At 52.9% G+C, this 24,396-nt stretch carries 23 protein-coding genes; 10 read left to right on the top strand and 13 right to left on the bottom strand.

Translation table 11 applies throughout. The features are described 5' to 3' along the window. Nucleotides 1-63 precede the first annotated feature (63 nt). Genes ruvC through aspS form a run of 4 tightly spaced genes read right to left on the bottom strand, consistent with a single transcriptional unit; the run spans nucleotide 64 to nucleotide 3,607 of the window. Entirely contained in the window at nucleotides 64-585 is a 522-nt protein-coding gene (gene ruvC, locus AC6EMZ_RS09365) for a crossover junction endodeoxyribonuclease RuvC (RefSeq protein WP_498402158.1), read from the bottom strand. Nucleotides 586-622: 37 nt separating this feature from the next. Then, on the bottom strand, nucleotides 623-1,363 hold the full coding sequence (locus tag AC6EMZ_RS09360; RefSeq protein ID WP_498402157.1) for a YebC/PmpR family DNA-binding transcriptional regulator: 741 nt from the start codon (nucleotides 1,361-1,363) through the stop codon (nucleotides 623-625). Between the two features lie 26 nt (nucleotides 1,364-1,389). Then, nucleotides 1,390-1,833 (bottom strand): dihydroneopterin triphosphate diphosphatase, encoded by a 444-nt coding sequence (gene nudB, locus AC6EMZ_RS09355; RefSeq protein ID WP_498402156.1) that lies wholly within the window; start codon nucleotides 1,831-1,833, stop codon nucleotides 1,390-1,392. Between the two features lies 1 nt (nucleotide 1,834). Continuing rightward, nucleotides 1,835-3,607 (bottom strand): aspartate--tRNA ligase, encoded by a 1,773-nt coding sequence (gene aspS / locus AC6EMZ_RS09350; RefSeq protein WP_498402155.1) that lies wholly within the window; start codon nucleotides 3,605-3,607, stop codon nucleotides 1,835-1,837. Between the two features lie 264 nt (nucleotides 3,608-3,871). Between aspS and AC6EMZ_RS09345 the strand changes: the two genes are divergently transcribed. Genes AC6EMZ_RS09345 through cmoB form a run of 5 tightly spaced genes read left to right on the top strand, consistent with a single transcriptional unit; the run spans nucleotide 3,872 to nucleotide 7,447 of the window. Then, nucleotides 3,872-4,438 carry a hydrolase gene (locus tag AC6EMZ_RS09345; RefSeq protein ID WP_498402154.1) on the top strand — a complete coding sequence of 189 codons (567 nt, stop codon included), beginning with the start codon at nucleotides 3,872-3,874 and terminating at the stop codon, nucleotides 4,436-4,438. Further along, the gene (locus AC6EMZ_RS09340) at nucleotides 4,435-5,253 is read left to right on the top strand and encodes a DUF72 domain-containing protein (RefSeq protein WP_498402153.1); all 819 of its coding nucleotides are present in this window, start codon (nucleotides 4,435-4,437) and stop codon (nucleotides 5,251-5,253) included. The genes AC6EMZ_RS09345 and AC6EMZ_RS09340 overlap by 4 nt, the downstream gene beginning before the upstream one ends. 49 nt (nucleotides 5,254-5,302) lie before the next feature. Further along, nucleotides 5,303-5,698, top strand: a complete 396-nt coding sequence (locus AC6EMZ_RS09335; RefSeq protein ID WP_498402152.1) for an MAPEG family protein — start codon at nucleotides 5,303-5,305, stop codon at nucleotides 5,696-5,698. A 40-nt stretch (nucleotides 5,699-5,738) separates the two neighbouring features. Beyond that, complete coding sequence (gene cmoA / locus AC6EMZ_RS09330; RefSeq protein ID WP_498402151.1) at nucleotides 5,739-6,479, top strand: carboxy-S-adenosyl-L-methionine synthase CmoA; 741 nt, start codon at nucleotides 5,739-5,741, stop codon at nucleotides 6,477-6,479. After that, nucleotides 6,476-7,447 (top strand): tRNA 5-methoxyuridine(34)/uridine 5-oxyacetic acid(34) synthase CmoB, encoded by a 972-nt coding sequence (gene cmoB / locus AC6EMZ_RS09325; RefSeq protein ID WP_498402150.1) that lies wholly within the window; start codon nucleotides 6,476-6,478, stop codon nucleotides 7,445-7,447. Before cmoA ends, cmoB begins: the two co-directional genes overlap by 4 nt. A 118-nt stretch (nucleotides 7,448-7,565) precedes the next feature. On the opposite strand, the gene cutC is transcribed toward cmoB, so the two are convergent. Both cutC and AC6EMZ_RS09315 read right to left on the bottom strand, forming a co-directional pair. Next, nucleotides 7,566-8,309 carry a copper homeostasis protein CutC gene (gene cutC / locus AC6EMZ_RS09320; RefSeq protein WP_498402149.1) on the bottom strand — a complete coding sequence of 248 codons (744 nt, stop codon included), beginning with the start codon at nucleotides 8,307-8,309 and terminating at the stop codon, nucleotides 7,566-7,568. A gap of 87 nt (nucleotides 8,310-8,396) precedes the next feature. Next, nucleotides 8,397-8,957, bottom strand: coding sequence for a VOC family protein (locus tag AC6EMZ_RS09315; protein WP_498402148.1), 561 nt, complete (start codon nucleotides 8,955-8,957; stop codon nucleotides 8,397-8,399). Nucleotides 8,958-9,197: 240 nt separating this feature from the next. Here AC6EMZ_RS09315 and argS point away from each other — a divergent pair, with 240 nt between their 5' ends. Continuing rightward, the gene (gene argS / locus AC6EMZ_RS09310) at nucleotides 9,198-10,931 is read left to right on the top strand and encodes an arginine--tRNA ligase (RefSeq protein WP_498402147.1); all 1,734 of its coding nucleotides are present in this window, start codon (nucleotides 9,198-9,200) and stop codon (nucleotides 10,929-10,931) included. A 155-nt stretch (nucleotides 10,932-11,086) separates the two neighbouring features. Here the strand turns inward: argS and bglB are convergent, their stop codons facing one another. From bglB to flhB, 5 genes are all read right to left on the bottom strand, one after another. After that, entirely contained in the window at nucleotides 11,087-12,226 is a 1,140-nt protein-coding gene (bglB, locus tag AC6EMZ_RS09305) for a beta-galactosidase BglB (RefSeq protein WP_498402146.1), read from the bottom strand. Between the two features lie 4 nt (nucleotides 12,227-12,230). Beyond that, nucleotides 12,231-13,814, bottom strand: a complete 1,584-nt coding sequence (locus AC6EMZ_RS09300) for an MFS transporter (RefSeq protein WP_498402145.1) — start codon at nucleotides 13,812-13,814, stop codon at nucleotides 12,231-12,233. 260 nt (nucleotides 13,815-14,074) lie between these two features. Next, nucleotides 14,075-14,467: a flagellar protein FlhE gene (gene flhE / locus AC6EMZ_RS09295; RefSeq protein ID WP_498402144.1), complete on the bottom strand. Its 393-nt coding sequence runs from the start codon at nucleotides 14,465-14,467 to the stop codon at nucleotides 14,075-14,077. Then, nucleotides 14,467-16,545: a flagellar biosynthesis protein FlhA gene (gene flhA / locus AC6EMZ_RS09290; protein WP_498402143.1), complete on the bottom strand. Its 2,079-nt coding sequence runs from the start codon at nucleotides 16,543-16,545 to the stop codon at nucleotides 14,467-14,469. The genes flhE and flhA overlap by 1 nt, the downstream gene beginning before the upstream one ends. Beyond that, complete coding sequence (flhB, locus tag AC6EMZ_RS09285) at nucleotides 16,538-17,686, bottom strand: flagellar biosynthesis protein FlhB (RefSeq protein WP_498402316.1); 1,149 nt, start codon at nucleotides 17,684-17,686, stop codon at nucleotides 16,538-16,540. The genes flhA and flhB overlap by 8 nt, the downstream gene beginning before the upstream one ends. Nucleotides 17,687-18,179: 493 nt before the next feature. Here flhB and AC6EMZ_RS09280 point away from each other — a divergent pair, with 493 nt between their 5' ends. The 4 genes from AC6EMZ_RS09280 (at nucleotide 18,180) to AC6EMZ_RS09265 (ending at nucleotide 23,296) form a co-directional block, all read left to right on the top strand. Continuing rightward, a complete protein-coding gene (locus AC6EMZ_RS09280; protein ID WP_498402142.1) occupies nucleotides 18,180-18,755 on the top strand; it encodes a fimbrial protein in 576 nt (191 codons plus the stop codon). A gap of 142 nt (nucleotides 18,756-18,897) precedes the next feature. After that, nucleotides 18,898-19,590 (top strand): fimbrial biogenesis chaperone, encoded by a 693-nt coding sequence (locus AC6EMZ_RS09275; protein WP_498402141.1) that lies wholly within the window; start codon nucleotides 18,898-18,900, stop codon nucleotides 19,588-19,590. A 9-nt stretch (nucleotides 19,591-19,599) separates the two neighbouring features. Beyond that, on the top strand, nucleotides 19,600-22,146 hold the full coding sequence (locus AC6EMZ_RS09270; RefSeq protein ID WP_498402140.1) for a fimbria/pilus outer membrane usher protein: 2,547 nt from the start codon (nucleotides 19,600-19,602) through the stop codon (nucleotides 22,144-22,146). Beyond that, complete coding sequence (locus tag AC6EMZ_RS09265; RefSeq protein WP_498402139.1) at nucleotides 22,136-23,296, top strand: fimbrial protein; 1,161 nt, start codon at nucleotides 22,136-22,138, stop codon at nucleotides 23,294-23,296. Before AC6EMZ_RS09270 ends, AC6EMZ_RS09265 begins: the two co-directional genes overlap by 11 nt. 43 nt (nucleotides 23,297-23,339) lie before the next feature. Here AC6EMZ_RS09265 and cheZ read toward each other — a convergent pair whose 3' ends face one another. After that, a complete protein-coding gene (cheZ, locus tag AC6EMZ_RS09260; protein WP_498402138.1) occupies nucleotides 23,340-23,984 on the bottom strand; it encodes a protein phosphatase CheZ in 645 nt (214 codons plus the stop codon). 10 nt (nucleotides 23,985-23,994) lie between these two features. Beyond that, the gene (gene cheY / locus AC6EMZ_RS09255; protein WP_498402137.1) at nucleotides 23,995-24,384 is read right to left on the bottom strand and encodes a chemotaxis response regulator CheY; all 390 of its coding nucleotides are present in this window, start codon (nucleotides 24,382-24,384) and stop codon (nucleotides 23,995-23,997) included. Nucleotides 24,385-24,396: the final 12 nt, after the last annotated feature.

Below are 24,396 nucleotides of genomic sequence, written 5' to 3'. Positions count from 1 at the left end.
AGGGCTAAGTATTTTACCGCCATCATAAAAAAAGGCTGGATAAACATCCAGCCTGATTTGTGATTATCGTAACCGGCCTCTTGCCAGATTGAGCCGCGAATCACTCATTTGCATAGCGTTTTGGCTGATATGACAATGGGTTATCGCTATCGCCAGCGCATCGGCGGCGTCCGCCTGCGGGTTCGCCGGGAGCTTAAGTAAGGTGCGCACCATGTGCTGCACCTGGCTTTTTTCCGCACTGCCAGTACCCACTACGGTTTGCTTCACCTGACGTGCGGCGTATTCAAACACCGGCAGGTCCTGGTTCACCGCGGCAACAATGGCAACTCCGCGCGCCTGGCCCAACTTCAGTGCCGAATCCGCGTTTTTCGCCATAAAGACCTGCTCGATGGCGAAAAAATCCGGCTGAAACTGGGTGATGATTTCCGACACGCCCGCGTAGATTAACTTGAGGCGCGACGGTAAATCGTCCACTTTGGTGCGAATACAGCCGCTGCCAAGATAGGTCAACTGACGGCCTACCTGGCGGATAACGCCATATCCGGTGATGCGTGAGCCGGGGTCAATCCCAAGAATAATCGACATCACGCGCCTCCGGTTTTCATGAGGTTAAACCACGCCATTACAGCGTAGCCGCCACCTCATCAGAGATCTCACCGTTGTGATAAACTTCCTGCACGTCGTCACAGTCTTCAAGCATATCGATCAGACGCAGCAGTTTCGGTGCGGTTTCAGCATCCATATCCGCTTTAGTAGACGGAATCATCGACACTTCAGCGTTATCCGCTTTCAGGCCAGCTGCTTCCAGCGCATCACGCACTGCACCCATCTCTTCCCACGCGGTGTAAACGTCAATCGCGCCGTCGTCGAAGGTCACAACGTCTTCTGCACCGGCTTCCAGCGCCGCTTCCATGATCGCGTCTTCATCACCGGCATCAAAAGAGATAATCCCTTTCTTGCTGAAAAGATACGCAACGGAGCCGTCGGTGCCCAGGTTTCCGCCCGTTTTGGTGAAGGCATGACGCACTTCAGCGACGGTACGGTTACGGTTGTCGGACAGGCATTCCACCATTACTGCGGTGCCGCCAGGGCCGTAACCTTCATAAATAATGGTTTCCATGTTCGCGTCATCATCACCACCTACGCCACGCGCAATTGCACGGTTGAGGGTGTCACGCGTCATGTTGTTCGCCAGCGCTTTGTCGATGGCCGCGCGCAGACGTGGGTTAGAACCCGCATCGCCGCCGCCCAGACGCGCTGCTGTCACCAGCTCACGAATGATTTTGGTGAAAATTTTACCGCGTTTGGCATCCTGTGCCGCTTTACGGTGCTTTGTGTTGGCCCACTTACTATGACCTGCCATAAAAATATCTCCAATAAACCGTCTGTTCAGACAGCATGAATTACGAATTCTTCAATCGCCTGCCGGTTGCTCCACGATTTAGTTAACGCAGCGGCTTCGGCTGCATTAACCCAGCGGTAGGTCAAATGTTCGGTGAACTCGACGTCCCGTTCGTGGGGTAGCGCAAGGCAGAACCATGATTCCGTATTGCGCTCGATTCCCGGTGCATAGCGATGGCGTAAATGGCTAAAAATTTCAAACTCCACCGTGCGCTGGCAGTTCATCAAGGTCAGTTGCTCGTCGGCAACATCAATCAGGACCTCTTCCTTTACTTCACGCGCGGCGGCCTGCGGCGCGGTTTCACCCTCTTCCAGGCTGCCGGTAACCGACTGCCAGAAATCAGGATCATCACGCCGCTGCAACATCAGCACCCGCTTCGTGTCCTGCGCAAAGATAACAACCAGAACAGAAACGGGGCGCTTATAGGCCATGTCAGTTTTTCTCTTCCTTTTTCACCACGTCGATACCCAGCTCAGCTAAAGAAGCCGGGTTCGCAAAGCTTGGCGCTTCGGTCATCAGACACGCTGCTGCGGTGGTTTTCGGGAAGGCAATAACGTCACGGATGTTATCAGTACCGGTCAACAGCATTGTCAGACGATCCAAACCAAACGCCAGGCCCGCGTGCGGCGGGGTACCGTATTTCAGCGCATCCAGCAGGAAGCCAAACTTCTCGCGCTGTTCTTGCTCATTGATACCCAGAATGCCAAACACGGTTTGCTGCATTTCAGTGCTGTGAATACGTACGGAACCGCCGCCCACTTCGTAGCCGTTGATCACCATATCGTAGGCGTTAGCGACGGCCTCATCTGGTCCCGCTTTCAGCTCTGCCGCATTCATGTCTTTTGGCGCAGTGAACGGGTGGTGCATGGCGGTCAGGCCGCCTTCACCGTTGTCTTCAAACATGGGGAAGTCGACAACCCACAGCGGAGCCCATTTGGCTTCGTCGGTCAGGCTCAGGTCTTTACCCAGCTTGAGGCGCAGTGCGCCCATGGCATCAGCCACCACTTTCTTGTTGTCTGCGCCGAAGAAGATCATGTCGCCGTCCTGCGCACCAGTGCGCTCAAGAATAGCGTCGATGATTTCTGCGTTCAGGAATTTAGCCACTGGGCTGGTGATCCCTTCAATGCCTTTCGCACGCTCAGTCACCTTAATATAAGCCAGACCTTTCGCGCCGTAGATCTTCACAAAATTGCCGTAGTCGTCAATTTGCTTACGGCTCAGGGCAGCGCCACCAGGAACGCGCAGTGCCGCCACGCGACCTTTCGCATCGTTAGCCGGACCAGCGAAGACCGCGAACTCTACCGCTTTCAGCAGGTCAGCAACGTCAACCAGCTCCATCGGGTTACGCAGGTCCGGTTTATCAGAACCGTAACGACGTTCCGCTTCGGCAAAGGTCATGACCGGGAAATCGCCCAGATCCACACCCTTCACGTCCAGCCACAGGCTGCGAACCAGCGCTTCCATGATTTCACGCACCTGTGGCGCGGTCATGAAGGAGGTTTCAACATCGATCTGGGTAAATTCAGGCTGGCGGTCAGCACGCAGGTCTTCGTCGCGGAAGCATTTTACAATTTGATAGTAGCGATCGAAGCCAGACATCATCAGCAACTGCTTGAACAGCTGAGGAGACTGCGGCAGTGCGTAGAATTTGCCTTTATGAACGCGCGAGGGAACCAGGTAATCGCGCGCGCCTTCCGGTGTGGCTTTGGTCAGCATCGGGGTTTCAATATCAAGGAAACCGTTATCGTCCATAAAGCGACGTACGAGACTGGAAATCTTAGCGCGGGTTTTCAGGCGTTGAGCCATTTCCGGGCGACGCAGGTCCAGATAGCGGAACTTAAGACGCGCTTCTTCAGTGTTGACGTGGTTGGAGTCAAGCGGCAGCGATTCTGAACGGTTGATGATGGTCAGATCGGATGCGAGCACTTCGATTTGGCCAGTCGCCATATCTGCGTTAATGTTTTTTTCGTCACGCGCACGCACGGTGCCGGTAACCTGGATGCAGAACTCATTACGCAGTTCGGAAGCCAGCTTCAACGCATCTGCACGATCCGGATCGAAGAACACCTGTACGATGCCTTCACGATCGCGTAGATCGATAAAAATAAGGCTACCAAGATCACGACGACGGTTGACCCAACCACACAGGGTCACCTGCTGTCCGACGTGGGACTGACGCAATTGCCCGCAATATTCTGTACGCATGAGATATCCCTTAATTTAGCCGCCGGCTAAATGTCGCCTGTTTGACAGGCTACTATGTCGCAGCTTTCTGTATGTCACAAATGGGTGAAAAAAGGCGGCTATTATACTGGAAATTCCGCCGTACGATAAGAGAGAAGCGCGCCAGACGCGCGATTGCTGCGCTCTTATTGCGCATTCTCACAAAAATTAACAAAATTATCCGATCTTCAACAGCCTTTATCGTCGTATGGTGTAGCCGAAGCTATTCATTTGACTGGAGTTACCATGTTTACACTTGATGCCACCAAAACCGCGCTTGTCGTGATTGATTTGCAGGAAGGGATTCTGCCCTTCGCCGGAGGTCCCCATACGGCTGATAACGTTGTCAGCCGCAGCGCGCGACTGGCCGAAAAGTGCCGTGAGAACGCTTCGCCTGTCGTCATGGTACGCGTTGGCTGGTCGGCTGATTTTGCCGAAGCCCTAAAGCAGCCGGTCGACGCCCAGTCGCCTGCCTCCGCTCTACCGGACAACTGGTGGACCTATCCTGCTTCACTCGGTAAACAGGATAGCGATATCGAAGTGACCAAACGTCAATGGGGCGCTTTCTATGGCACCGACCTTGAGTTACAGCTTCGCCGTCGCGGAATCGACACCATTATTCTGTGCGGGATCTCTACCAATATCGGCGTGGAATCCACGGCGCGGAACGCCTGGGAGCTTGGGTTTAATGTGGTCATTGCCGAAGATGCCTGTAGTGCGGCCTCCGCTGAGCAACACCAGGGCAGCATGACGAACATCTTCCCGCGCATCGGTCGCGTGCGCACCACTGATGAGATTTTACGCGCGCTATGATGTATCTGGGCCTGCCCCAATGGTCGCACCCGAAATGGGTGCGCCTTGGCATCACCAGCCTTGAAGAATACGCTCGACACTTTAACTGCGTTGAGGGAAATACCACGCTCTATGCCCTGCCGAGGGCGGAAATTGTCGAGCGCTGGCGTGACCAAACCACCGATGACTTTCGCTTTTGTTTTAAATTCCCGGCAACCATTTCCCACAATGCGGCTTTGCGCAACTGTGACGATCTCACTCAGGAATTTTTCGAGCGCCTGTCGCCGCTTGCAAACCGTATCGGCCAGTACTGGCTGCAATTACCTGCCACCTTTGGCCCGCGCGATCTCCCTGCGCTGTGGCACTTCCTTGATGCCCTGCCGCGCGATTTTAGCTACGGCGTTGAAGTGCGACATCAGGAATTTTTTACCAAAGGCGAAGCGGAGAAAACGTTCAATCGGGGCCTGCTCGAACGCGGCGTAAACCGAGTCATCCTTGACAGTCGGCCAGTTCACAGCGCCATTGCGCATAACGAAGCGATTATTGATGCGCAACGCAAAAAGCCTAAAGTGCCTGTGCATGCCATTGTCACGGCGAATCATCCGATGGTGAGGTTTATCGGCAGCGATAATATGCAGCAAAATCGTGATTTATTTGCCGTATGGCTGCAAACGTTGCCGAAATGGGAGCAAACCACCACCCCGTACCTCTTTTTGCATACTCCTGATATCGCTCAGGCACCTGAACTGGTCGATGCTCTTTGGCAAGCCTTGCAGGCTGCGGTTCCGTCACTCGGACCGGCCCCTGCCATCCCACAACAATCTTCTCTTTTCTGAAATCAGCCCCTATCATAGAAGTGCCATCTGCCAAAAACAGGGAGTTTGTATGGTCAGCGCGCTGTATGCCGTCTTAGGTGCATTACTGCTGATTAAGTTTTCGTTCGATGTTGTGCGCCTGAGAATGCAATACCGCGTTTCGTATGGTGACGGTGGGTTTTCTGAGCTGCAAAGCGCGATTCGTGTTCACGGCAATGCGGTGGAATATATTCCCGTTGCCTTGATACTGTTACTGCTGATGGAAATGGACGGTGCCGAAACCTGGATGGTCCACGTTTGCGGACTGCTGTTGATCGCCGGACGTTTAATGCATTACTACGGCTTTCACCACCGCTTATTCCGGTGGCGTCGTTCCGGCATGAGCGCAACGTGGTGCTCGCTGTTGCTAATGGTGCTGGCCAACCTGTGGTATATGCCGTGGGAGTTGGTTTTCTCTTTCCATTAGCGCACAATACGCCACTTTATTTTTCCCGGATTTTTACGTTATGTCTGATCGCGACACGCTTTTTTCCGCGCCTATCGCCAGCCTGGGCGACTGGACCTTTGATGAACGGGTAGCCGAAGTCTTCCCGGATATGATCCAGCGCTCTGTTCCAGGTTATTCCAATATTATCTCCATGATCGGCATGCTGGCTGAGCGTTTCGTTCAGCCCGGCACGCAGGTCTATGACCTGGGCTGTTCGCTGGGAGCGGCAACGCTGTCCGTTCGTCGTAACGTGCACCATGACGGTTGCAAAATCATCGCCGTTGATAATTCTCCGGCCATGGTAGAACGCTGTCGCCGTCATCTTGACGCCTATAAAGCGCCAACCCCGGTAGAGGTGATTGAGGGTGATATTCGCCACATTGAGATCGAAAATGCCTCGATGGTAGTGCTGAATTTTACCTTGCAGTTTCTGGAGCCTGAAGACCGCCAGCTGTTGCTGGATAAAATCTATCAAGGCCTCAACCCCGGCGGCGCGCTGGTGCTATCAGAAAAATTCAGTTTCGAAGATACCAGCATGGGTGAGCTGTTATTCAACATGCATCATGACTTCAAACGCGCCAACGGCTACAGCGAGCTGGAAATCAGCCAGAAACGCAGCATGCTGGAAAACGTGATGCTGACCGACTCGGTTGAAGCACATAAAGCCCGTCTGCATAAGGCAGGTTTTGAACACAGTGAATTGTGGTTCCAGTGCTTTAACTTCGGTTCACTGGTCGCGTTAAAAGGCGGTAAGGCATGATTGAGTTCAGTAATTTTTATCAACTTATCGCCAAAAACCATCTATCCCACTGGCTAGAAACGCTACCGGGTCAGGTTGCCGCCTGGCAACGCGAGCAACTGCACGGTCAGTTTAAGCAGTGGAGCAACGCCGTCGAATTTTTGCCGGAAATGACGCCTTATAAACTCGACCTGCTGCACAGCGTCACCGCCGAAAGCGAAGAGCCGCTCAGCGAAGGTCAGATGATTCGTCTCGATAAGCTGATGCGTAATCTTATGCCGTGGCGCAAAGGGCCGTTTTCGCTGTACGGGCTGAATATCGATACCGAATGGCGTTCCGACTGGAAGTGGGATCGGGTGCTACCGCATCTTTCCGATCTTACCGGTCGTACCATCCTCGACGTCGGTTGCGGCAGTGGGTATCACATGTGGCGCATGATTGGCGCGGGTGCGCATCTGGCCGTCGGTATCGATCCGATGCAGTTGTTCCTGTGCCAGTTCGAAGCGGTTCGTAAATTGCTGGGTAACGACCAGCGCGCACACCTGCTGCCGCTGGGCATCGAACAGTTACCGGCCCTGGCCGCTTTTGACACTGTATTTTCGATGGGTGTTCTCTACCACCGTCGCTCGCCGCTCGAACATCTGTGGCAGTTGAAAGATCAGTTAGTCAGCGGTGGCGAACTGGTTCTGGAAACGCTGGTGATTGAAGGCGATGAAAATGCGGTTCTGGTACCGGGCGATCGCTACGCGCAAATGCGTAACGTCTATTTTATCCCTTCAGCCCCGGCGCTGAAAAACTGGCTGGAGAAGTGTGGCTTTGTTGATGTGCGTATCGCTGATGTGTCCGTAACATCTACTGAAGAACAGCGTCGTACCGACTGGCTAACAACCGAGTCTCTGGCCGAATTCCTCGATCCGAATGACAGCACAAAAACGATTGAAGGGTATCCAGCACCAATGCGTGCGGTATTGATCGCCACCAAGCCTTAATCGACGCGGCGACCAGAAGTGTACAGCTGAAAAAAAGGCCCCTGTTGAAATTGCAGGGGCCTGGTACAAGCAAGCATCATATTGGGCAAGATGATGCGCGGTAAAAATCGCTACGTTGCTACACGTGATGACGCTCTATTATCGATTTCATTACCGCAACCGACTCTCCATCTACACCGTAGCGGGAGTACTCATCCGCTTCGGCATCTGTCGACATTGACAACCCTGTATTGCGATAACGCATGGGTGAAGGCGTCCATTTGCCAGCAGAGCTATGAAGCTCCTCAACCCCTGCGTTGATAAACATTTCCAGATTGCTGGCACGGACACCCGCACCCGCCATAATTATTGGAACACCTGAATGTGCTTTTAGTTCCGTAATTAATTTAATTCCTTTTTCCGCCGACGATTGCTGACCCGATGTCAGGATACGTGCAACCCCTAACTCTGCAAGATTATCAAAAGCTTGCAATGGATTAACGCACATATCAAAGGCCCGATGAAACGTCACCGCCATTCCTTTTGCAGCAGTCATAACGTGGCGCATACGTGCAATATCGATCCTGGCATCTTTGTCCAGCAGGCCAATCACAAGCCCCGGAAAACCAAGGTCGCGCACCAGAGCAACGTCCTCCAGCATGGCGCTGAATTCATCGGAGCTATAGCAAAAATCCCCCCCACGCGGGCGAATAATCGGGTGCACCGGGATCGTCACGGCCTCACGTACCGACTTAAGCACGCCATAGGATGGCGTTAATCCACCCTCTTTCGGCGCGGCGCAGAGTTCAACGCGGTCCGCACCGTACTTTTGTGCGGTAAGCGCGCACTCCTTGCTGTAACAGCAAATCTCCAGAATCGCCAAGTCATCCTCCTTAAAATCCACATCAACACGCCATCATGCCATGCCGTAAAGTTGCCAACTCAGCGTGAGTTCACAAACTGTTGCGGCCTACTCTTCACTGGCAACAATTTGCTCGATAGTCCATGGATGAAACTTAACCGTTACCTTACCGTCCGTGACGGCAAGCGTTGGGTTCGGCAAACGTTCACGCTCCCCTTTGGGAGAACTGGTTTTGACAAAGATGCCCGACTGGCTCAGCCCATCGTCAGACATCAAGGCCAACGCACGCGCATTCAGCGCATCAGGCTCGCCCGGCAGGACAATTTCGATATGTTCCCAGCCTTCATGCGGATAACGCTTTTCACCAGGCCAGGGTAATTCCACCACGCTGAACTGCCAGTGCGCGACACAAACCGGCTCATGCAGTTTAAACAAACAAATGGGGCGACCATTGATCAGGTTTTCTGACAACAGTTCGCCACATTGTTCAAACCCGCGACGCCAGCGCTCCGCCGTCGCATTTTGATGGCAGCGCAAAGAAATGTGATCGGCATCGAGCGGCGTGATATCAAGCCCGAGACGAGTGGCAAGTTCTGTGAACGCCTGAGTGAAACGAGGTAAATCTGCGGAAATATCATGCAGTTCGTCAATGGTTTGCCAGTTCGCCATAGGGGATACTCTTTTCATGTTGTAAAGCCGCTAATTTACTCTGTTGGGCCTTGCCAACCAACCGTAGATTTCGGGATTTTATCACTGCATGTTTATGCACTATTTCTCTGGCTGTTTTCTAAACGCTCCAGAGGTGGTGCAATGCTGACGCCAGTTGGCATTTGCAGTATACTCCCGCCCTAAATTCTCAAACTGGTGCGAGCGGTCTTTTTACTCGCGTCAAAAATGTAAGGTACCCAGGTGAATATTCAGGCTCTTCTCTCCGAAAAAGTCAGTCAGGCAATGATTGCCGCAGGCGCGCCTGCGGATTGCGAACCACAGGTTCGCCAGTCAGCGAAAGTACAGTTTGGCGACTATCAGGCCAATGGCGTGATGGCAGTAGCCAAGAAACTGGGCATGCCGCCGCGACAACTCGCTGAGCTGGTGCTAACTCATCTGGATCTGGGCGGTATCGCCAGCAAAACCGAAATTGCCGGTCCGGGCTTTATCAACATTTTCCTGGAGCCTGCGTTCCTGGCAACCCACGTTGATGCCGCGCTTAAATCCGACCGTCTGGGCGTGACCCAACCGCCAGCACAGACCATTGTGATTGACTATTCCGCGCCAAACGTGGCGAAAGAGATGCACGTTGGCCACCTGCGCTCAACTATCATCGGCGATGCGGCAGTACGCACGCAGGAGTTCCTGGGCCACCGCGTTATTCGCGCCAACCACGTCGGCGACTGGGGCACCCAGTTCGGCATGCTGATTGCTTATTTAGAGAAACAACAGCAGGAAAATGCCGGTGAAATGGCGCTGGCCGACCTTGAAGGTTTCTACCGCGAAGCGAAAAAACATTACGACGAAGACGAAGCCTTCGCCGAGCGCGCGCGCAGCTACGTCGTCAAACTGCAGGGCGGCGACGAGTACTTCCGCGAGATGTGGCGCAAACTGGTCGACATTACTATGTCCCAGAATCAGCTCACCTATAATCGTCTGAACGTGACCCTGACCCGCGATGACGTGATGGGCGAAAGCCTGTACAACCCAATGCTGCCGGGTATCGTTGAAGACCTGAAAGCCAAAGGACTGGCGGTGGAGAGCGAAGGCGCAACGGTCGTATTCCTTGATGAATATAAAAACAAGGAAGGCGAACCGATGGGCGTGATCATCCGTAAGAAGGATGGCGGCTATCTGTACACCACCACCGATATTGCCTGTGCAAAATACCGCTACGAAACACTGCATGCCGATCGCGTCTTGTATTACATCGATTCCCGTCAGCACCAGCACCTGATGCAGGCGTGGACAATCGTGCGTAAAGCGGGCTACGTTCCTGATTCCGTTCCGCTGGAACACCACATGTTCGGCATGATGCTGGGTAAAGACGGCAAACCGTTTAAAACCCGCGCAGGCGGCACGGTCAAACTATCCGATCTGCTGGACGAAGCGCTGGAACGCGCCCGTCGTTTGGTCGCCGAGAAGAACCCAGACATGCCAGCCGACGAGCTGGAAAAACTGGCCAATGCTGTCGGTATCGGTGCGGTGAAATATGCGGATCTGTCAAAGAACCGCACCACCGACTATATCTTCGACTGGGATAACATGCTGGCCTTCGAAGGCAACACTGCACCATACATGCAGTATGCCTACACCCGCGTGCTGTCCGTGTTCCGTAAAGCGAATATGGATGAAAGCCAGTTGGCCAATGCCACGGTTGTGATTAACGAAGATCGTGAAGCTCAGTTAGCGGCACGTCTGTTGCAGTTTGAAGAGACTTTGACGGTTGTCGCGCGTGAAGGGACGCCGCACGTGATGTGTGCTTACCTGTACGACCTTGCTGGTCTGTTCTCAGGATTCTACGAGCACTGCCCTATTCTCACCGCTGAAAGCGAAGAGATTCGCAACAGCCGTCTGAAGCTGGCACAGCTCACGGCAAAAACGCTTAAGCTTGGTCTGGATACCTTAGGGATCGAAACCGTCGAGCGTATGTAATACCGAAAGAATAAAGTTGGGACTGAGAGGACTAAGCCCGGTAAATTACCGGACTTAGTCCTGCTGTCTGACCTGAATCTGTTCCAGCTGATGGGGTTCAGATTATAAAATGGAGAGGGCGTACATTGTGCAAATCGGCAATTTGTAGGGCCTCCTCAGAAATATTTCCGTAAGTATTCTGTAAGACACAAAATTGCCATCGCCTGTCCGTACGGCATCGATGTTAAAGGGATCTGGCGGTAGAACTCCAGATTGCTGCCCATTCCTGTACCAAACGACGTTTGCAGTAACTCGCCTTCCGGCGAGATGTTTTTCACAATCCCACGAATGGCTTTCTCTGCGACTTCAGCATACTCCGTGCCCACATAACGTTTGCGCACCGCTTTCAGGATCCCATATGCAAACCCCGCCGTCGCCGACGCCTCCAGATACGAATCAGGATCGTCAAGCAGCGTATGCCACAGGCCGCTCTCATCCTGGCACTTCGCCAGCGCGGCAATCTGCGCGTTTAGCACCTGGACCAGATAGCGTCGCACGGCGTTGTTTTCCGGCAGATCCACCAGTTCAAGGAAGTCCGGAATAACTATCGTTAGCCAGCTGTTTCCGCGCGCCCAGCGGGCGTTCGCAAAGTTATGCTGCCCGTCGTAGTTCCAGCCGTGGAACCACAGCCCGGTTTCACGATCCATCAGGTTCTGCACGTGAAGCAAGAACTGATAGATCGCTTCTTCAACGTATTCCGGGCGGTTCAGCAGTTTGCCGATTTTCGCCAGCGGCAGGACGGTCATCATCAGCGTGTCATCCCACATCTGCTGAGGGTTCTCTTCTGCCAGGGTAATGTGCTGCATACCACCGTGACTGGTGCGCGGCATGTCGTTCATTGCCCATTCAGCCCAGGTTTCCAGCCACGGTAAATACGTGGGATTGCGCGTCTCTTCGTAGCGATACGCCAGCGTCAGGAACGGTGCCATGGTGTTCACGTTTTTGGTGGTTGCGCCCTCGGCAAAGCGATCGGCAAACCAGCCGTCAATGATGTCACGCATGTCGTCATCGCCGGTCTGGCAATAATACTGCCAGATACCATATAGCCCGACGCCGTGCGTCCATTCCCATCCCGACCAGCCTTTAGTGTCAATCACACGTCCATCGTCGAGACGCAGCAAAAATTCGCCCGTTTTGTCATGGATATTCACCAGGCCGTGCGTCATCTTCTGAATCAGCGATTTCAGTTCATCCCTGGCAATGAAATGCTCGGGCTGACGCAGTAAAGGGCTATGTTTGACAGGCCACACCTTCATAATCTTAACCTCTGTGATAAGTCGAATTCAGTACCGCGCGATCCTTCAGCGAAGGTGCAGCAGGCTTATTGCGATTCAGATAACCAATGTTGTTGTTGCCCCACAGCGATTCGTACGGCATACCCGCCAGCAGTTCCACCGTTTCGCGCGCCTGCGGCGTAGCGGTGTCTGGCATCGCCCGACCTGATTCGCGCATTTTGGCCGTCTCTTCGCGCAGTGTGCTGTGGGTTTGCAAATTGAGTTTAAAGCGCAGCGAAACCAGGAAGCCGCAGAACAGCACCAGAATGGTACCAACGCTCAGGATCATCAGGATGGTGTGACTCACTTCCGCTGGCTGTGTTTTTTGACCGCTCACAAAGCCGGACATCTGCATGACAATCCCCACCAGCATAATGGCACCTGCCTGCGAGGCTTTACGGGTCAAGGTCATGATGCCTGCGAAGATGCCTTCGCGACGCTGCCCGGTGATCACTTCATCCACATCGGCAATATAGGTGTAAACGTTCCACGGAACATAGTTGATACCACCGCGTCCCAGACCTGCAACGGCAGAAACCAGCAGCAGAAGGGAATACACATCACTCAGCCCTGCGTAATAGAGTACAGCGTAGGAGATTGACGCCAGGCCAAACAGCACCACCACCATCCGGTAAGACGGTGCTGGTCCAAAGCGAATACAGAGTGGGATCATTGCGATAACGGCGATGAACTGGAAGATTGCCATTGTTCCCAGCAGGTTAGACGCCATCGAGGCTTCCTGCATCAGTACGAACACCACGTAATAGGTGAACACGGCGTTGAACACGTCCTGGGCGATATAGCCGCCAAGATACATCCCCAGATGCTGGCGGAAAATCTTCACGCGCAGCGTAGAGCTGAGCTCAACGAACAGACGGTTGAGGCTCTGACTCAGGTTCAGTTTTTTCTTCTCTTCTTCAGCACGAAGCGCCGCTTCAGACCACTCTTCTCGTGGACGTTCCCAGGTGAAGAACCAGACGAAGGTCAGCATCACCGCGCACAGTACGGAGAACACCAGGCTCGCATAGAAGAAGGACACCGCGTTGTCTTTACCGAAATGCGTCAGCAGAATGCCCGGCAGGAAGGAGGCCAGAATCGCCGACATTTGCGCCATCGAAATGCGCGCCCCGGAGAATTTGGTTTTCTGTTTGAAATCGTCGGTCATTTCTGGGACCAGCGTTTCGTACGGCACCAGAATCATGGTGTAGACAATGTCAAACACCAGGTAAGTGACCAGATAATACCAAAAGCTCATGTCGCCCACCCACATCAGCGAGTAGCTGAACACGAATGGAATACCCAGCAGAATAAAGAACTTACGACGGCCAAAGCGTTTGCCGAGCCAGGTAGTACCAAAGTTATCGGTTAAGAAGCCCATCAGCGGACTAACAACCGCATCGAGCACCCTGGCCGCCGCAAAGATGAATGTCGCCTCAATAGGCGAAAGTCCGCAGAAGGTGGTATAGAAGTACAAAAGCCAGGCAGCAGTCAGCGCCGTCGTGCCCGCGCCAAGAAAATCGCCTGATCCATAAGCAAGGTAATTTGTGAGTCCAATTTTACGTGTTTTCATTGCCGTCAACCCTATAAGTTTTGGGAGACTCCCTGTATGCAAACCTCGTCCGGGAGTTTTTACACGGCTACAGTAAAAGTATCGCTGTGTTGATACCTTTCTGTTTTTGCCACCACGACCAGGCGAATGGCAAAAATGCAAAGAGAATCAGTACGCGTGTCACCGATTTATAAAACAGCGTTTCTTTACTATCAAAAGGCAGGGTCATTTTTGCGAGCCAGCCGTCAGATTAGACTGAAGGCTGGTGAAAAGGCAGGCAACTAGCGGTAGTTAACGATAACGGAATTACTTTGCACTTTGAGCGCCGGGATCAGACGTCCACCGCCCGGCACTTCCCAGATAAAGCGCAGCGGCTCAATAGCGGGCACATTATTGAAGGCATGGGTGGTGCCGCTTTCGCCGTCAAGCTCGGTACATCGGGTTTGCGAACACAGGCGCACGCGCAGGCCAGCAGGCGTTGGGCCAATCAGCTGATAACGCCAGACCACCAGCGTCATCAGTCCTGAAACCGGTTCAGCCGACGCCAGAGGGCGCGACGAAGCCGCCACGCCACGGTTGCTCAACGTAATGCCGATACTGCTGGCCTGCCACATACCATCACCCGCGGCCTGCGCCGCAAGTGGCAACCATAAAACCCATAGCCATTTGCGCATTATTTACCTCCAATCGTCGCCGTCATTCTAATTTGACGATTATCCGACAGCTCCATATTCGACAGCACCACCAGTTGGGTCAGGCTGCGACGAAGGAAGCGAGAGAGCAGTGGACGCAGTGCGTGATTGACCAGCAACACCGGCGGTGCGCCGAGCATCTCCTGACGTCCTAGCGCCTCTTGCGTTTGCGCCAGCAGTCGATCCGCCAGACCCGGCTCCAGCCCGCCACCGCCCTGTAATGCCTGCAATAGCAAGCGTTCGAGCGGCGTATCAAGCCCAATGACCTGCACTTCTCCCGAGCCCGGGAACCACTGCTGAGTAATCGCGCGGCCCAGTGCGACGCGCACAACGGCGGTCAGCTCATGCGGATCGCTTTGCAGCGGTGCATGCTCCGCCAGCGTTTCCAGAATGGTCCGCATATCGCGAATCGGCACTTTTTCGTCAAGCAGGTTTTGCAGGACCTTATGCAGCGTGGTCAACGTGACGACGCTCGGTACCAGATCTTCCGTCAGCTTTGGCATCTCTTGCGTCACGCGGTCAAGCAGTTGCTGCGCTTCCTGACGTCCAAACAGTTCGGCAGAGAATTGTCCTATCAGGTGGTTGAGATGCGTCGCGACGACGGTACTGGCTTCAACCACGGTATACCCCTGAATTTGCGCCTGCTCTTTTAGCGCGCTCTCAATCCAGATGGCCGCCAGCCCAAAGGCCGGGTCGATAGTTTGTTCGCCAGGCAATGTCCCTGCGGCCGTCCCTGGATTGATCGCCAGCCAGCGTCCAGGGTAGGCATCGCCGCTGCCAATTTCCACACCTTTCATCAGGATGCGGTAACGTGCGGGCGGCAGATCCATATTGTCGCGGATGTGAACCACCGGCGGCAGGAAACCCATGTCCTGCGCGAATTTTTTACGAATGCTGCGAATGCGCCCGAGCAGCTCACCGTCCTGCTGAAAATCAACCATCGGGATCAGACGATAACCCACCTCCATCCCCAGGGAGTCTTCAAGCTGGACGTCATTCCACGTAGCTTCAACGGCCTGGGTGTTTTCCGGCATTTTGACCGGAGCAGGTTCTGCCGCAGGCTTGATATCTTTACCGCGCAGCCACCAGGCCAGGCCGAGTAATGCGGCGGTGAACAGCAGGAAGACGAAGTTTGGCATTCCCGGGACCATCCCCAGCAGGCCCAGAACCGCAGCGGACAACATCAGTACGTTTGGATTACTGAACAGCTGCCCGACCATCTGCTGGCCCACGTCCTGATCGGTACTCACGCGGGTGACGATAACACCCGCCGCGGTGGAGATAACCAAAGCCGGTATCTGCGCCACCAGGCCGTCACCGATGGTCAACAGCGTATAGCTTTCCGCCGCGTGCCCCACGTCCATGCCGTGTTGCAAAACACCGACCAGCAGGCCGCCGACTACGTTTATCACCATGATCAAGATGCCGGCAATAGCATCGCCACGCACGAACTTACTCGCACCATCCATCGAGCCATAAAAATCGGCTTCTTGCGTAACGTCAGAACGGCGTTTTTTAGCCTCATCCTCGCCAATTAACCCAGCGTTCAGATCGGCATCGATCGCCATCTGCTTGCCCGGCATCCCGTCCAGCACAAAACGCGCGCCAACTTCGGCGATACGCCCCGCACCTTTGGTAATGACCATAAAGTTAATGATCACGAGGATGATAAACACCACGATACCGATGGCGAAGTTACCGCCAACAAGGAAGTGACCAAAGGCTTCAACCACTTTACCCGCCGCTGCACCACCCGTATGACCATCCATCAGGATGATACGCGTAGAGGCTACGTTCAGCGCCAGGCGCAGCAACGTGGTAAACAGCAGAATGGTTGGAAATGCGGCAAACTCCAGCGTGCGTTGGGTAAACATCGCCACCAGCAACACCATGATGGAAAGCGCAATGTTAAAAGTAAAAAGCAGGTCAAGGATGAATGCTGGCAACGGCAGCACCATCATCGACAGAATTAGCAGGATGAGAATCGGCCCGGCAAGGATTTGCCATTGCGACGATTTAATGTTGCTCGGCAAGCGCAACATTGCCACCAGATTAGCCATCAGAGTCCTTCTCGTTCATAAAATCCAGTGCATCAGGCACCGGAAGATTTTTCGGTTTAACAGGCTGTTGACCGCCAGCCAGACGCCAGCGCTTCAGTTGCCATACCCATGCCAGAACTTCTGCCACAGCGGCATAAAGCTGGCCTGGAATTTGTTGTCCAATTTCGGCATGTCGGTAGAGCGCACGCGCCAGCGGCGGTGCCTCCAGTACCGGAATGCGATTTTCTGCGCCAATTTCACGAATGCGTAACGCAATCAGCCCTGCCCCTTTAGCCACCACCTTTGGCGCGCTCATTTTGTTTTCGTCGTATTTGAGGGCAACGGAGTAGTGCGTCGGGTTGGTCACGATAACGTCCGCCTTCGGCACATCTTCCATCATGCGTCGACGCGCCGCGGCACGCTGCATTTGGCGGATACGCCCTTTAACGTGCGGGTCACCTTCCATCTGCTTGTATTCGTCGCGAATATCCTGCTGTGACATTCGCAGCTTTTTGATATGGGTAAAGATCTGGAAGAAGACGTCAAAACCCACCATCGGAATAATGCTCAACACTACCAGCAACGCGCAGAATCCCACCAGATCCATGGCGTTACTCATTGCGGTGAGCGGGGACTCGCTGATGAGGCGCATCATTTCGGGCCAGTTGTGCCACAGATAGAAACCTGCCGCACTGCCCATCAGGGTCGATTTGAGTATTGCTTTCAGCAACTCCGCTCCCGTTTGCGCAGAAAACATTTTCGCAATGCCGGGCAGCGGGTTGAGTTTTGAAAATTTAGGTTGCAGCGATTTGCCGCTAAATACCAGGCCACCCAACATCACCGGGGAAATCAGCGCCACCAGCACTACACCTGTGATCAGCGGCAACAGGGCAATCATGGCATCTTTAATTAGCAGGATGATTTGGCTCAGAATGAGATTGGGATCGTTAACCATGCTGTGATCGAAACGCAGCCCGGCAGAGAGCATCCCCGCCAGTTTACGGGCGAGCGTCTCCCCACCCAACCAGATGATGCACACGCCTACGAGCAATATCAGCAGGGAGGTCAATTCTCGGGATCGGGGGACTTGCCCATCCTCACGCGCCTTTTCAAGTCGGTGGGGTGTGGGGGCTTCTGTTTTGTCGTCGCTGTCTTCTGCCACAGTGCGCACTCGTTGCCCATTACGTCACGGGTATCATGCCAGAGCATGCCGTAATCAATGGGCAGAAAAGCCCGTATAACGCCCCCTTTTTACCCTGTTCAACTGAAAAATCGGGTTACATATACTCACAAAAAAAATAGTCCAGCCCTGTACCAAAAATACAAAAATTAACATTGACAATGCTGTGGGATTTAATTCCAAAGAAAATAAAAAATACACTTTAATAATAAATAGTTAACTATCATCGTTTGAACTGATTTGTTTTGAGCAAAAAAAGATCATCTAATAGACATTGGATATATATTTGAATATATGAATAGCGCATAGGAATGTAATTTCAAATTGTTATGCCGCCACTCTTAACGGGTACACTTAACAACATTATTTAATATCTTATAAACCACCTCTTTTTGCTGTTTAATATCCATGTATACTTCTGCTTACTGCTCGCGTACTTTTTAATGCAATATTTTTCCTGGAGGAACTATCGAAAATGAACGTTACGAAAAAAGCGATAGCGAGTGTTATTCTCGCACTTTCATCAACCTCGGTTTTTGCCAGTGAAATGAATGCTGGCACTATTCATTTCACCGGCCAAATTATCGAACCAAGCTGTACGATTGTCGGTGAAAATGGTACCGATAGCACAGTGCCGTTGGGTACCTATCCTAAATCCTTATTTACCGATATTGGCACAGAATCAACGTTAATGCCGTTCTCCGTCACGCTAGCAGATTGTCCGCTCAAAAGTGATGGTCTGCCTTCCGTTCAGTTGACGTTCAACGGGCCAACCACGCAGGCTGCCTCCACGACGTTGTTGGACGTCAGTAAAATCACAACTGACGGTGATACAGCGGCAACAGGCGTTGGCATTGCCATTAGCCCTGACGGCAAAAACACCCAACTCATTGCGATGGATGGCACAGAAGAGCAGGTTTCAATCGAATTACCCACCAAAAAGGAAGACACTATTAAGGCTGATTTTAATGCCCGATATAAGTCTTTTTCTAAAACGGTCACTGCTGGCCCTGCGGATGCAGACTTAACGGTGAATATTCTTTACCGCTAATCATCAGACTCGAAGCATTCATTAAACCCATAATTAATAATTGGGTAGCCATTATTGAATATTGAAAAGTCAGTAGTATTACGGCCCGTTTCTTGCGGGCTATTACCTTTTCTTTTTACATGTTTATTCAACAGGGATTTTTATGCGTACTCTTTCGCAAATAATAATATGCCTTCCTTTGTTTTTTACATCCTTTAGCTATGCGGCAGGCATTCAAATTGGTCGCACGCGCATAGTATATGATGCTAGCAAAAAAGAGATCGCACTCCCGTTGGTCAACAAGGATAAAGAACTCCCCTGGTTAGTACAGTCGTGGACAGATACCGGAGACGGAAAAACGCGAGGGCCATTTATCGTCACGCCACCACTATTTCGCCTCGATCCCGAAAAAGAACAAAGTCTCCGCATTGCCTGGAATGGAACAGCGTTGCCTGGCGACAGCGAGTCGCTCTTTTACCTGAACGTACGCACCATCCCCGCAACAGCAAAAGAAAATGACGATAAAAACGTTCTACGCCTGATCTACAAAACGCGCCTGAAGCTCTTCTGGCGACCAACGGGTCTAAATGGAACACCGGGTGAAGCGTGCAAAAACCTGAAATTTATCCGTCATGCCGAACAGTTGATCGTGGTGAACAACAGCGCTTATCACAGCACCTTTGACAGCCTGTCATTAGGCAAAACGAAGCTTGTAAAAGCAGACATGGTCAGACCTCACGCTCGCGTTCCAATCGCCTTACCCGATACCACATCTGGCACCTCCGTAAGCTGGCGTTGTATTACGGATTACGGTAACGCCTCTGAACAATACACCGCTTCTCTGGCCCAGGAATAGAGTAACAAAATGACTACAGGACCAGCCCCGCGAAGAGGGATACACAAGAGCTCAGTGATGGGCTATCTGGGCGGAGTGTTGCTGATAACGTCAAGCGGATCGGATGCTCGGGAATACCATTTTTCGCCCTCTGCGCTGGAAGGCGACATGCTAACGCAACAAGATGTCGATCTCTCCCTCTTCTCAAAGAGCAATGCCCAATTGCCCGGGATCTATCCTTCTAAGGTGATGATCAATAATTCCCGACAAGATGAGACTGACATTCGCTATCTCAGCAATTCCGACGGTGAGCTTGTGGCGCAAATCACCCCGAATATGCTGCGTAAATGGGGTGTCAGCATTGAGAAATTCGACGCTCTGGCCACGCTTGATACCGCGACGCCGCTGACAGAATCCCTGGGGCATTACATACCGCTTGCCTCGGCAACGCTCGATTTCTCGGTGATGACGTTACATCTAAGCCTGCCTCAAGCAGCGATTGAGAATAACGGCAAAGGCTACATCAGTCCTTCCCGTTGGGACGACGGTGTTCCGGTCGTCTTTGCCGACTATGCTTTTTCTGGATCGCAAAACAAAGATGACGCGCATAACACCACTAAAAATCACTATCTCAATCTGCGCAATGGAGCCAATCTCGGCGGCTGGCGTCTTCGGAACTATTCCACCTGGAGCAAAACGAATGATGAGAATCACTGGGATACCATCAACACCTATTTGCAGCATGATATTGATGCCCTGAAAGCCCAGTTCACTGGCGGCGAGAGCAGTACCCGTGGCGAAGTTTTCGATAGCCTGCAATATCGTGGCATCAATATCGCCTCTGATGAAGAAATGCTGCCTTACAGCCAACGCGGCTTTGCTCCCGTGATACGCGGTATTGCGAGCTCAAATGCGGAAGTGTCTGTTCGCCAGAATGGCTATCTTATCTATCAGCAAAACGTCGCCCCTGGCGCGTTCGAGATCAACGATCTTTACTCAACCACTAATAGCGGCGATTTGGAGGTGACCGTCAAAGAGGCTGACGGGACCGAGCACCATTTCACCCAGCCCTACTCCAGCGTCGCCGTGATGCAGCGTCCTGGACACAAAAAATATGAGTTCACAGCAGCCCGTTACCGGGCCGACAGTGGTAGCGACCAGAATGAGCCCGTCTTTGCCCAGAGCAGCCTCATTTACGGTCTGAACAACACCATGACGCTATTTGGTGGGATGACAGCATCAGAAGATTATCAGGCGGTGAATACCGGCACCGGTATCGCACTCGGAACGCTGGGTTCTATCTCAGCAGACGTCACCGTCGCGAAAACGCACCTCGACAACGATACCGAAAGCACCGGTCAGTCCTACCGACTGCTCTATTCAGGAAAAATCGATACCACCGACACCAACTTCTCGTTAGCGAGCTATCGCTACTCCACCAGCGGTTATTACAGCTTTGCCGATGCGAATCAAAAATATGAGCGGCACGAAGATGACATGCTATTTCGTTACAACAAGCGCAACCGTATCCAGGCCAGCATTAGCCAGAATATCGCGGGGGTCAGCCTGTACCTGAACGGTTACCAGCAGGATTATTGGGGAACAACGCAAAAGGAACGGAGCGTATCGGCCGGATTGAATACCGTCATTCAAAGCGTCAGCTTTCATCTGGCCTATACCTACAGCAAAACCAACGGCGAAGGCAGCGACCAAATGATCGCTTTCGGCCTGAGCATGCCGCTGAGTCAATGGCTTCCTCGCGCCTGGAGCAGCTACAACCTGAGCAATAGTCGACATGGCTACACCCGGCAGAACCTGGGGCTGAACGGCACGCTGCTTGATGACGAGCGGCTAAGCTATTCGCTACAGCAAAGCCACGCCAACCATGATAGCGAAGATACCAGCAGCGTCTACGGAAGCTATCGCTCACAGTATGCCAATCTGAATGCCGGGTATTACTCCTCTTCCGATAGTTCACAGCAGCTGAGCTACGGTGTTAGCGGCGCGATAGTCGCGCATCCACAGGGCGTCACTCTGGCCCAACCGCTGGGTAGCCAGTTTGCGATTGTGAATGCCAACGGAGCCTCCGGCCTGCGATTCCAGAATTACCGTGGCGTACGTACCGACTGGCAAGGCAACGCCATCATTCCCTCACTGAGCCCGTACCAGGAAAATAGCATCCGCGTCGATACCACAAGCCTTCCTGATGATGTTGATACCAGTGAAACGGCGGTGACCGTGATCCCTACTCGCAATGCCGCTGTTATTGCCCGCTTTGACGCTCGTGTAGGGTATCGCGTACTGATTAAACTCACGCGTCCCGACGGCAGGCCGGTGCCTTTTGGTGCCATCGCTACGGCGAGCGCACCCGCCATGAGCGGCATTGTTGACGATACCGGAAACCTCTATTTGACGGGGGTCTCAGATACCCTGCAAGTCAACGTGAAATGGGGTAACGCAGAACAACAACAGTGCCGCGCCAACGTTACGCTTGATGCCCCGCCATCTGCTATCAGCCCCACCGGCATCCGTTCCGTCAGTGCCCTTTGCCAGCAGGAAAAACCTTATGTTAACTGACACACTCAAACCGCTGTTTTCCGCCTGTATTGCCGCGCTATTCTGGGTTGCATTACCCTTCCCTGCGCAGGCCGTCACGGTCCTGCATGGGTGTTTCGATAACCCGCAGAACTACAATATCGTCTACGACCGCGAACTTAATGCGAGTGAAAACGTCGCCCATCGTGACGTTGACGTCCTTGAACATCTGATTGGTGGCGGAGCCGCAATGGAAGCAAATTGTGAATGCCCCGGCAGCATGGTAGCGTCTAATCAGGTGCTCGAACTGACGCTGGCCGGAAGCCCGCTTAATCCCGGAACCAGTGGCTACGGATACCTCACCGAAAAGCTGGATATTAAGGTCAAGGGTTACAGCGATGCCATCAATTCCCCGGAAGCAACGGGATTAATCGGGATCAATATCACTCAGTATCCTTCGGACATTTCTTCGATGTCGAAAACAATTGAAAACATCAAAACCACCGAAGGAACTGCCAGCGTATGTAGCCAGGATACGCGCCCCGAAGGCGCCGCGACGGTTAAACGTCAGTTTAAGTGGGATGTTGTCGGGGTGACTTTTTACATCAAAAAACCCATTTTGGGCAAAGAAACCATTCCCTCCACGATAATCGTACAAAACTACGCCTGTCTTTACTTCGGCTCAGGCAGCTGTGATGTCAACAATGCCCGGCTGGTATCCAATATATGGCTCAGTGGCACTCTTTCCGCCCCGCTAAGCTGTACGATCAATGAAGGCAGTACCATCGAGGTGGACCTTGGCAATAATCTCGTCAGTAAACAGTTCAGATATAAAGGCCAACCTCCCAAGGGATACGCCCTTAAAAATGTTGATATCTCATACCATTGCGATGATAACGCCGTTGGCAATAACGACAGAATTAAGCTCACGTTGACTGCCGACCAGGGGGTTGTCGATAGCGGTGAACCGCTCATTGCTAAGATGCTCAACCGGGATGATCTGGGCATCAGGGTGTACGACGAAAACAGTCAAAACGTGGCGCTTGATGGTACGTTCGAATTTCCGGTCACGATGGATGAACTGGGAAATGGTACGGTGCGAATTAAAGCCGCTCCCGTGGGGACCAGCAACGCCTCGCCGAAACCGGGGGGATTTGAAGGCAACATGACGGTAAAAATGGATTTGCGGTGAAAGGTTCTCAGGTTGCAGGACAACCTGAGAACCAACCGTATGACTAGAAGCCGAGGCTATCCAGCAGATCGTCAACCTGATCCTGGCTGGCAACAACACCGGCCTTGTTGGTATCAAGCTGCGGGCCATTAAGCAGGCTTTCGTTCTCGCGTTTCGGACGAGCCGCTGGCTCCGGCATGTTTTCCAACAGCACCATCAACAGCTGACGTTCGATTTCCTGAATAACGTCCATCATGCGCTTGATAACCTGGCCGGTCAGGTCCTGGAAATCTTGCGCCATCATGATGTCCATCAACTGGGCATTGGTGAAGCTGGTGTGGCCGGGCACTTCGCCAAGATACTGACGGGTGTCGGTCACCAGTTCACGGGCATCGGCCAGTTCGATTGGGTTTTCAAACCATTCGTCCCAACGCTTACTCAGCCCTTTTGCGCCTTTTTCCATCTCATCCTGATGCGGCTGAGACGCTTCGACGCTGTTTAACGCGCGTTCAGCGGCCTGCGCCGTCATCTGGACCACATAATCCAGACGATCGCGGGCGTCAGGAATCGCTTCTGCCGCTTCAGCAATTGCCTGGTCAAGCCCCAGTTCACGCAGGCTGTCACGCAACATACGCGTCAGGCTGCCGATACGAGCAATAATGTCGCTCGGCGAATGTTCTTCAACAGGTTTCATCGTAGAGTGCAACATGACCAGCTCCTCACATGCCTAGTTTCTCGAAGATCTTGCCGAGCTTCTCTTCCAGCGTCGCGGCGGTAAATGGCTTCACCACATAACCGCTCGCGCCTGCCTGTGCTGCCGCAATAATGTTCTCTTTCTTCGCTTCTGCGGTCACCATCAGAACCGGCAGAGAAGACATTTTGCCGTCAGCACGAATGGTTTTCAGCAGTTCCAGGCCATCCATATTCGGCATGTTCCAGTCGGAGATGACAAAACCAAAACTACCCGCTTGTAGCTTGTTTAGCGCATCAACACCATCTTCTGCTTCTTCAACATTATTAAAACCCAGCTCTTTCAGCAGGTTGCGCACAATGCGACGCATGGTGGAAAAGTCATCCACAACCAAAAATCTGAGCTCTTTGTCCGCCATATAACACCACTC

Source organism: Enterobacter sp. SCRI0065 (assembly GCF_059766475.1).
Note: the sequence above shows the minus strand (reverse complement) of the source record. Positions and strands in the feature narration are given on the sequence as shown.

What these genes read in the sequence shown, in the direction of transcription:
- ruvC (WP_498402158.1), bottom strand. Translation starts at nt 585, where the DNA reads ATGTCGATTATTCTTGGGATTGACCCCGGCTCACGCATCACCGGATAT.
- AC6EMZ_RS09360 (WP_498402157.1), bottom strand. Translation starts at nt 1,363, where the DNA reads ATGGCAGGTCATAGTAAGTGGGCCAACACAAAGCACCGTAAAGCGGCA.
- nudB (WP_498402156.1), bottom strand. Translation starts at nt 1,833, where the DNA reads ATGGCCTATAAGCGCCCCGTTTCTGTTCTGGTTGTTATCTTTGCGCAG.
- aspS (WP_498402155.1), bottom strand. Translation starts at nt 3,607, where the DNA reads ATGCGTACAGAATATTGCGGGCAATTGCGTCAGTCCCACGTCGGACAG.
- AC6EMZ_RS09345 (WP_498402154.1), top strand. Translation starts at nt 3,872, where the DNA reads ATGTTTACACTTGATGCCACCAAAACCGCGCTTGTCGTGATTGATTTG.
- AC6EMZ_RS09340 (WP_498402153.1), top strand. Translation starts at nt 4,435, where the DNA reads ATGATGTATCTGGGCCTGCCCCAATGGTCGCACCCGAAATGGGTGCGC.
- AC6EMZ_RS09335 (WP_498402152.1), top strand. Translation starts at nt 5,303, where the DNA reads ATGGTCAGCGCGCTGTATGCCGTCTTAGGTGCATTACTGCTGATTAAG.
- cmoA (WP_498402151.1), top strand. Translation starts at nt 5,739, where the DNA reads ATGTCTGATCGCGACACGCTTTTTTCCGCGCCTATCGCCAGCCTGGGC.
- cmoB (WP_498402150.1), top strand. Translation starts at nt 6,476, where the DNA reads ATGATTGAGTTCAGTAATTTTTATCAACTTATCGCCAAAAACCATCTA.
- AC6EMZ_RS09315 (WP_498402148.1), bottom strand. Translation starts at nt 8,957, where the DNA reads ATGGCGAACTGGCAAACCATTGACGAACTGCATGATATTTCCGCAGAT.
- bglB (WP_498402146.1), bottom strand. Translation starts at nt 12,226, where the DNA reads ATGAAGGTGTGGCCTGTCAAACATAGCCCTTTACTGCGTCAGCCCGAG.
- AC6EMZ_RS09300 (WP_498402145.1), bottom strand. Translation starts at nt 13,814, where the DNA reads ATGAAAACACGTAAAATTGGACTCACAAATTACCTTGCTTATGGATCA.
- flhE (WP_498402144.1), bottom strand. Translation starts at nt 14,467, where the DNA reads ATGCGCAAATGGCTATGGGTTTTATGGTTGCCACTTGCGGCGCAGGCC.
- flhA (WP_498402143.1), bottom strand. Translation starts at nt 16,545, where the DNA reads ATGGCTAATCTGGTGGCAATGTTGCGCTTGCCGAGCAACATTAAATCG.
- AC6EMZ_RS09280 (WP_498402142.1), top strand. Translation starts at nt 18,180, where the DNA reads ATGAACGTTACGAAAAAAGCGATAGCGAGTGTTATTCTCGCACTTTCA.
- AC6EMZ_RS09275 (WP_498402141.1), top strand. Translation starts at nt 18,898, where the DNA reads ATGCGTACTCTTTCGCAAATAATAATATGCCTTCCTTTGTTTTTTACA.
- AC6EMZ_RS09270 (WP_498402140.1), top strand. Translation starts at nt 19,600, where the DNA reads ATGACTACAGGACCAGCCCCGCGAAGAGGGATACACAAGAGCTCAGTG.
- AC6EMZ_RS09265 (WP_498402139.1), top strand. Translation starts at nt 22,136, where the DNA reads ATGTTAACTGACACACTCAAACCGCTGTTTTCCGCCTGTATTGCCGCG.
- cheZ (WP_498402138.1), bottom strand. Translation starts at nt 23,984, where the DNA reads ATGTTGCACTCTACGATGAAACCTGTTGAAGAACATTCGCCGAGCGAC.
- cheY (WP_498402137.1), bottom strand. Translation starts at nt 24,384, where the DNA reads ATGGCGGACAAAGAGCTCAGATTTTTGGTTGTGGATGACTTTTCCACC.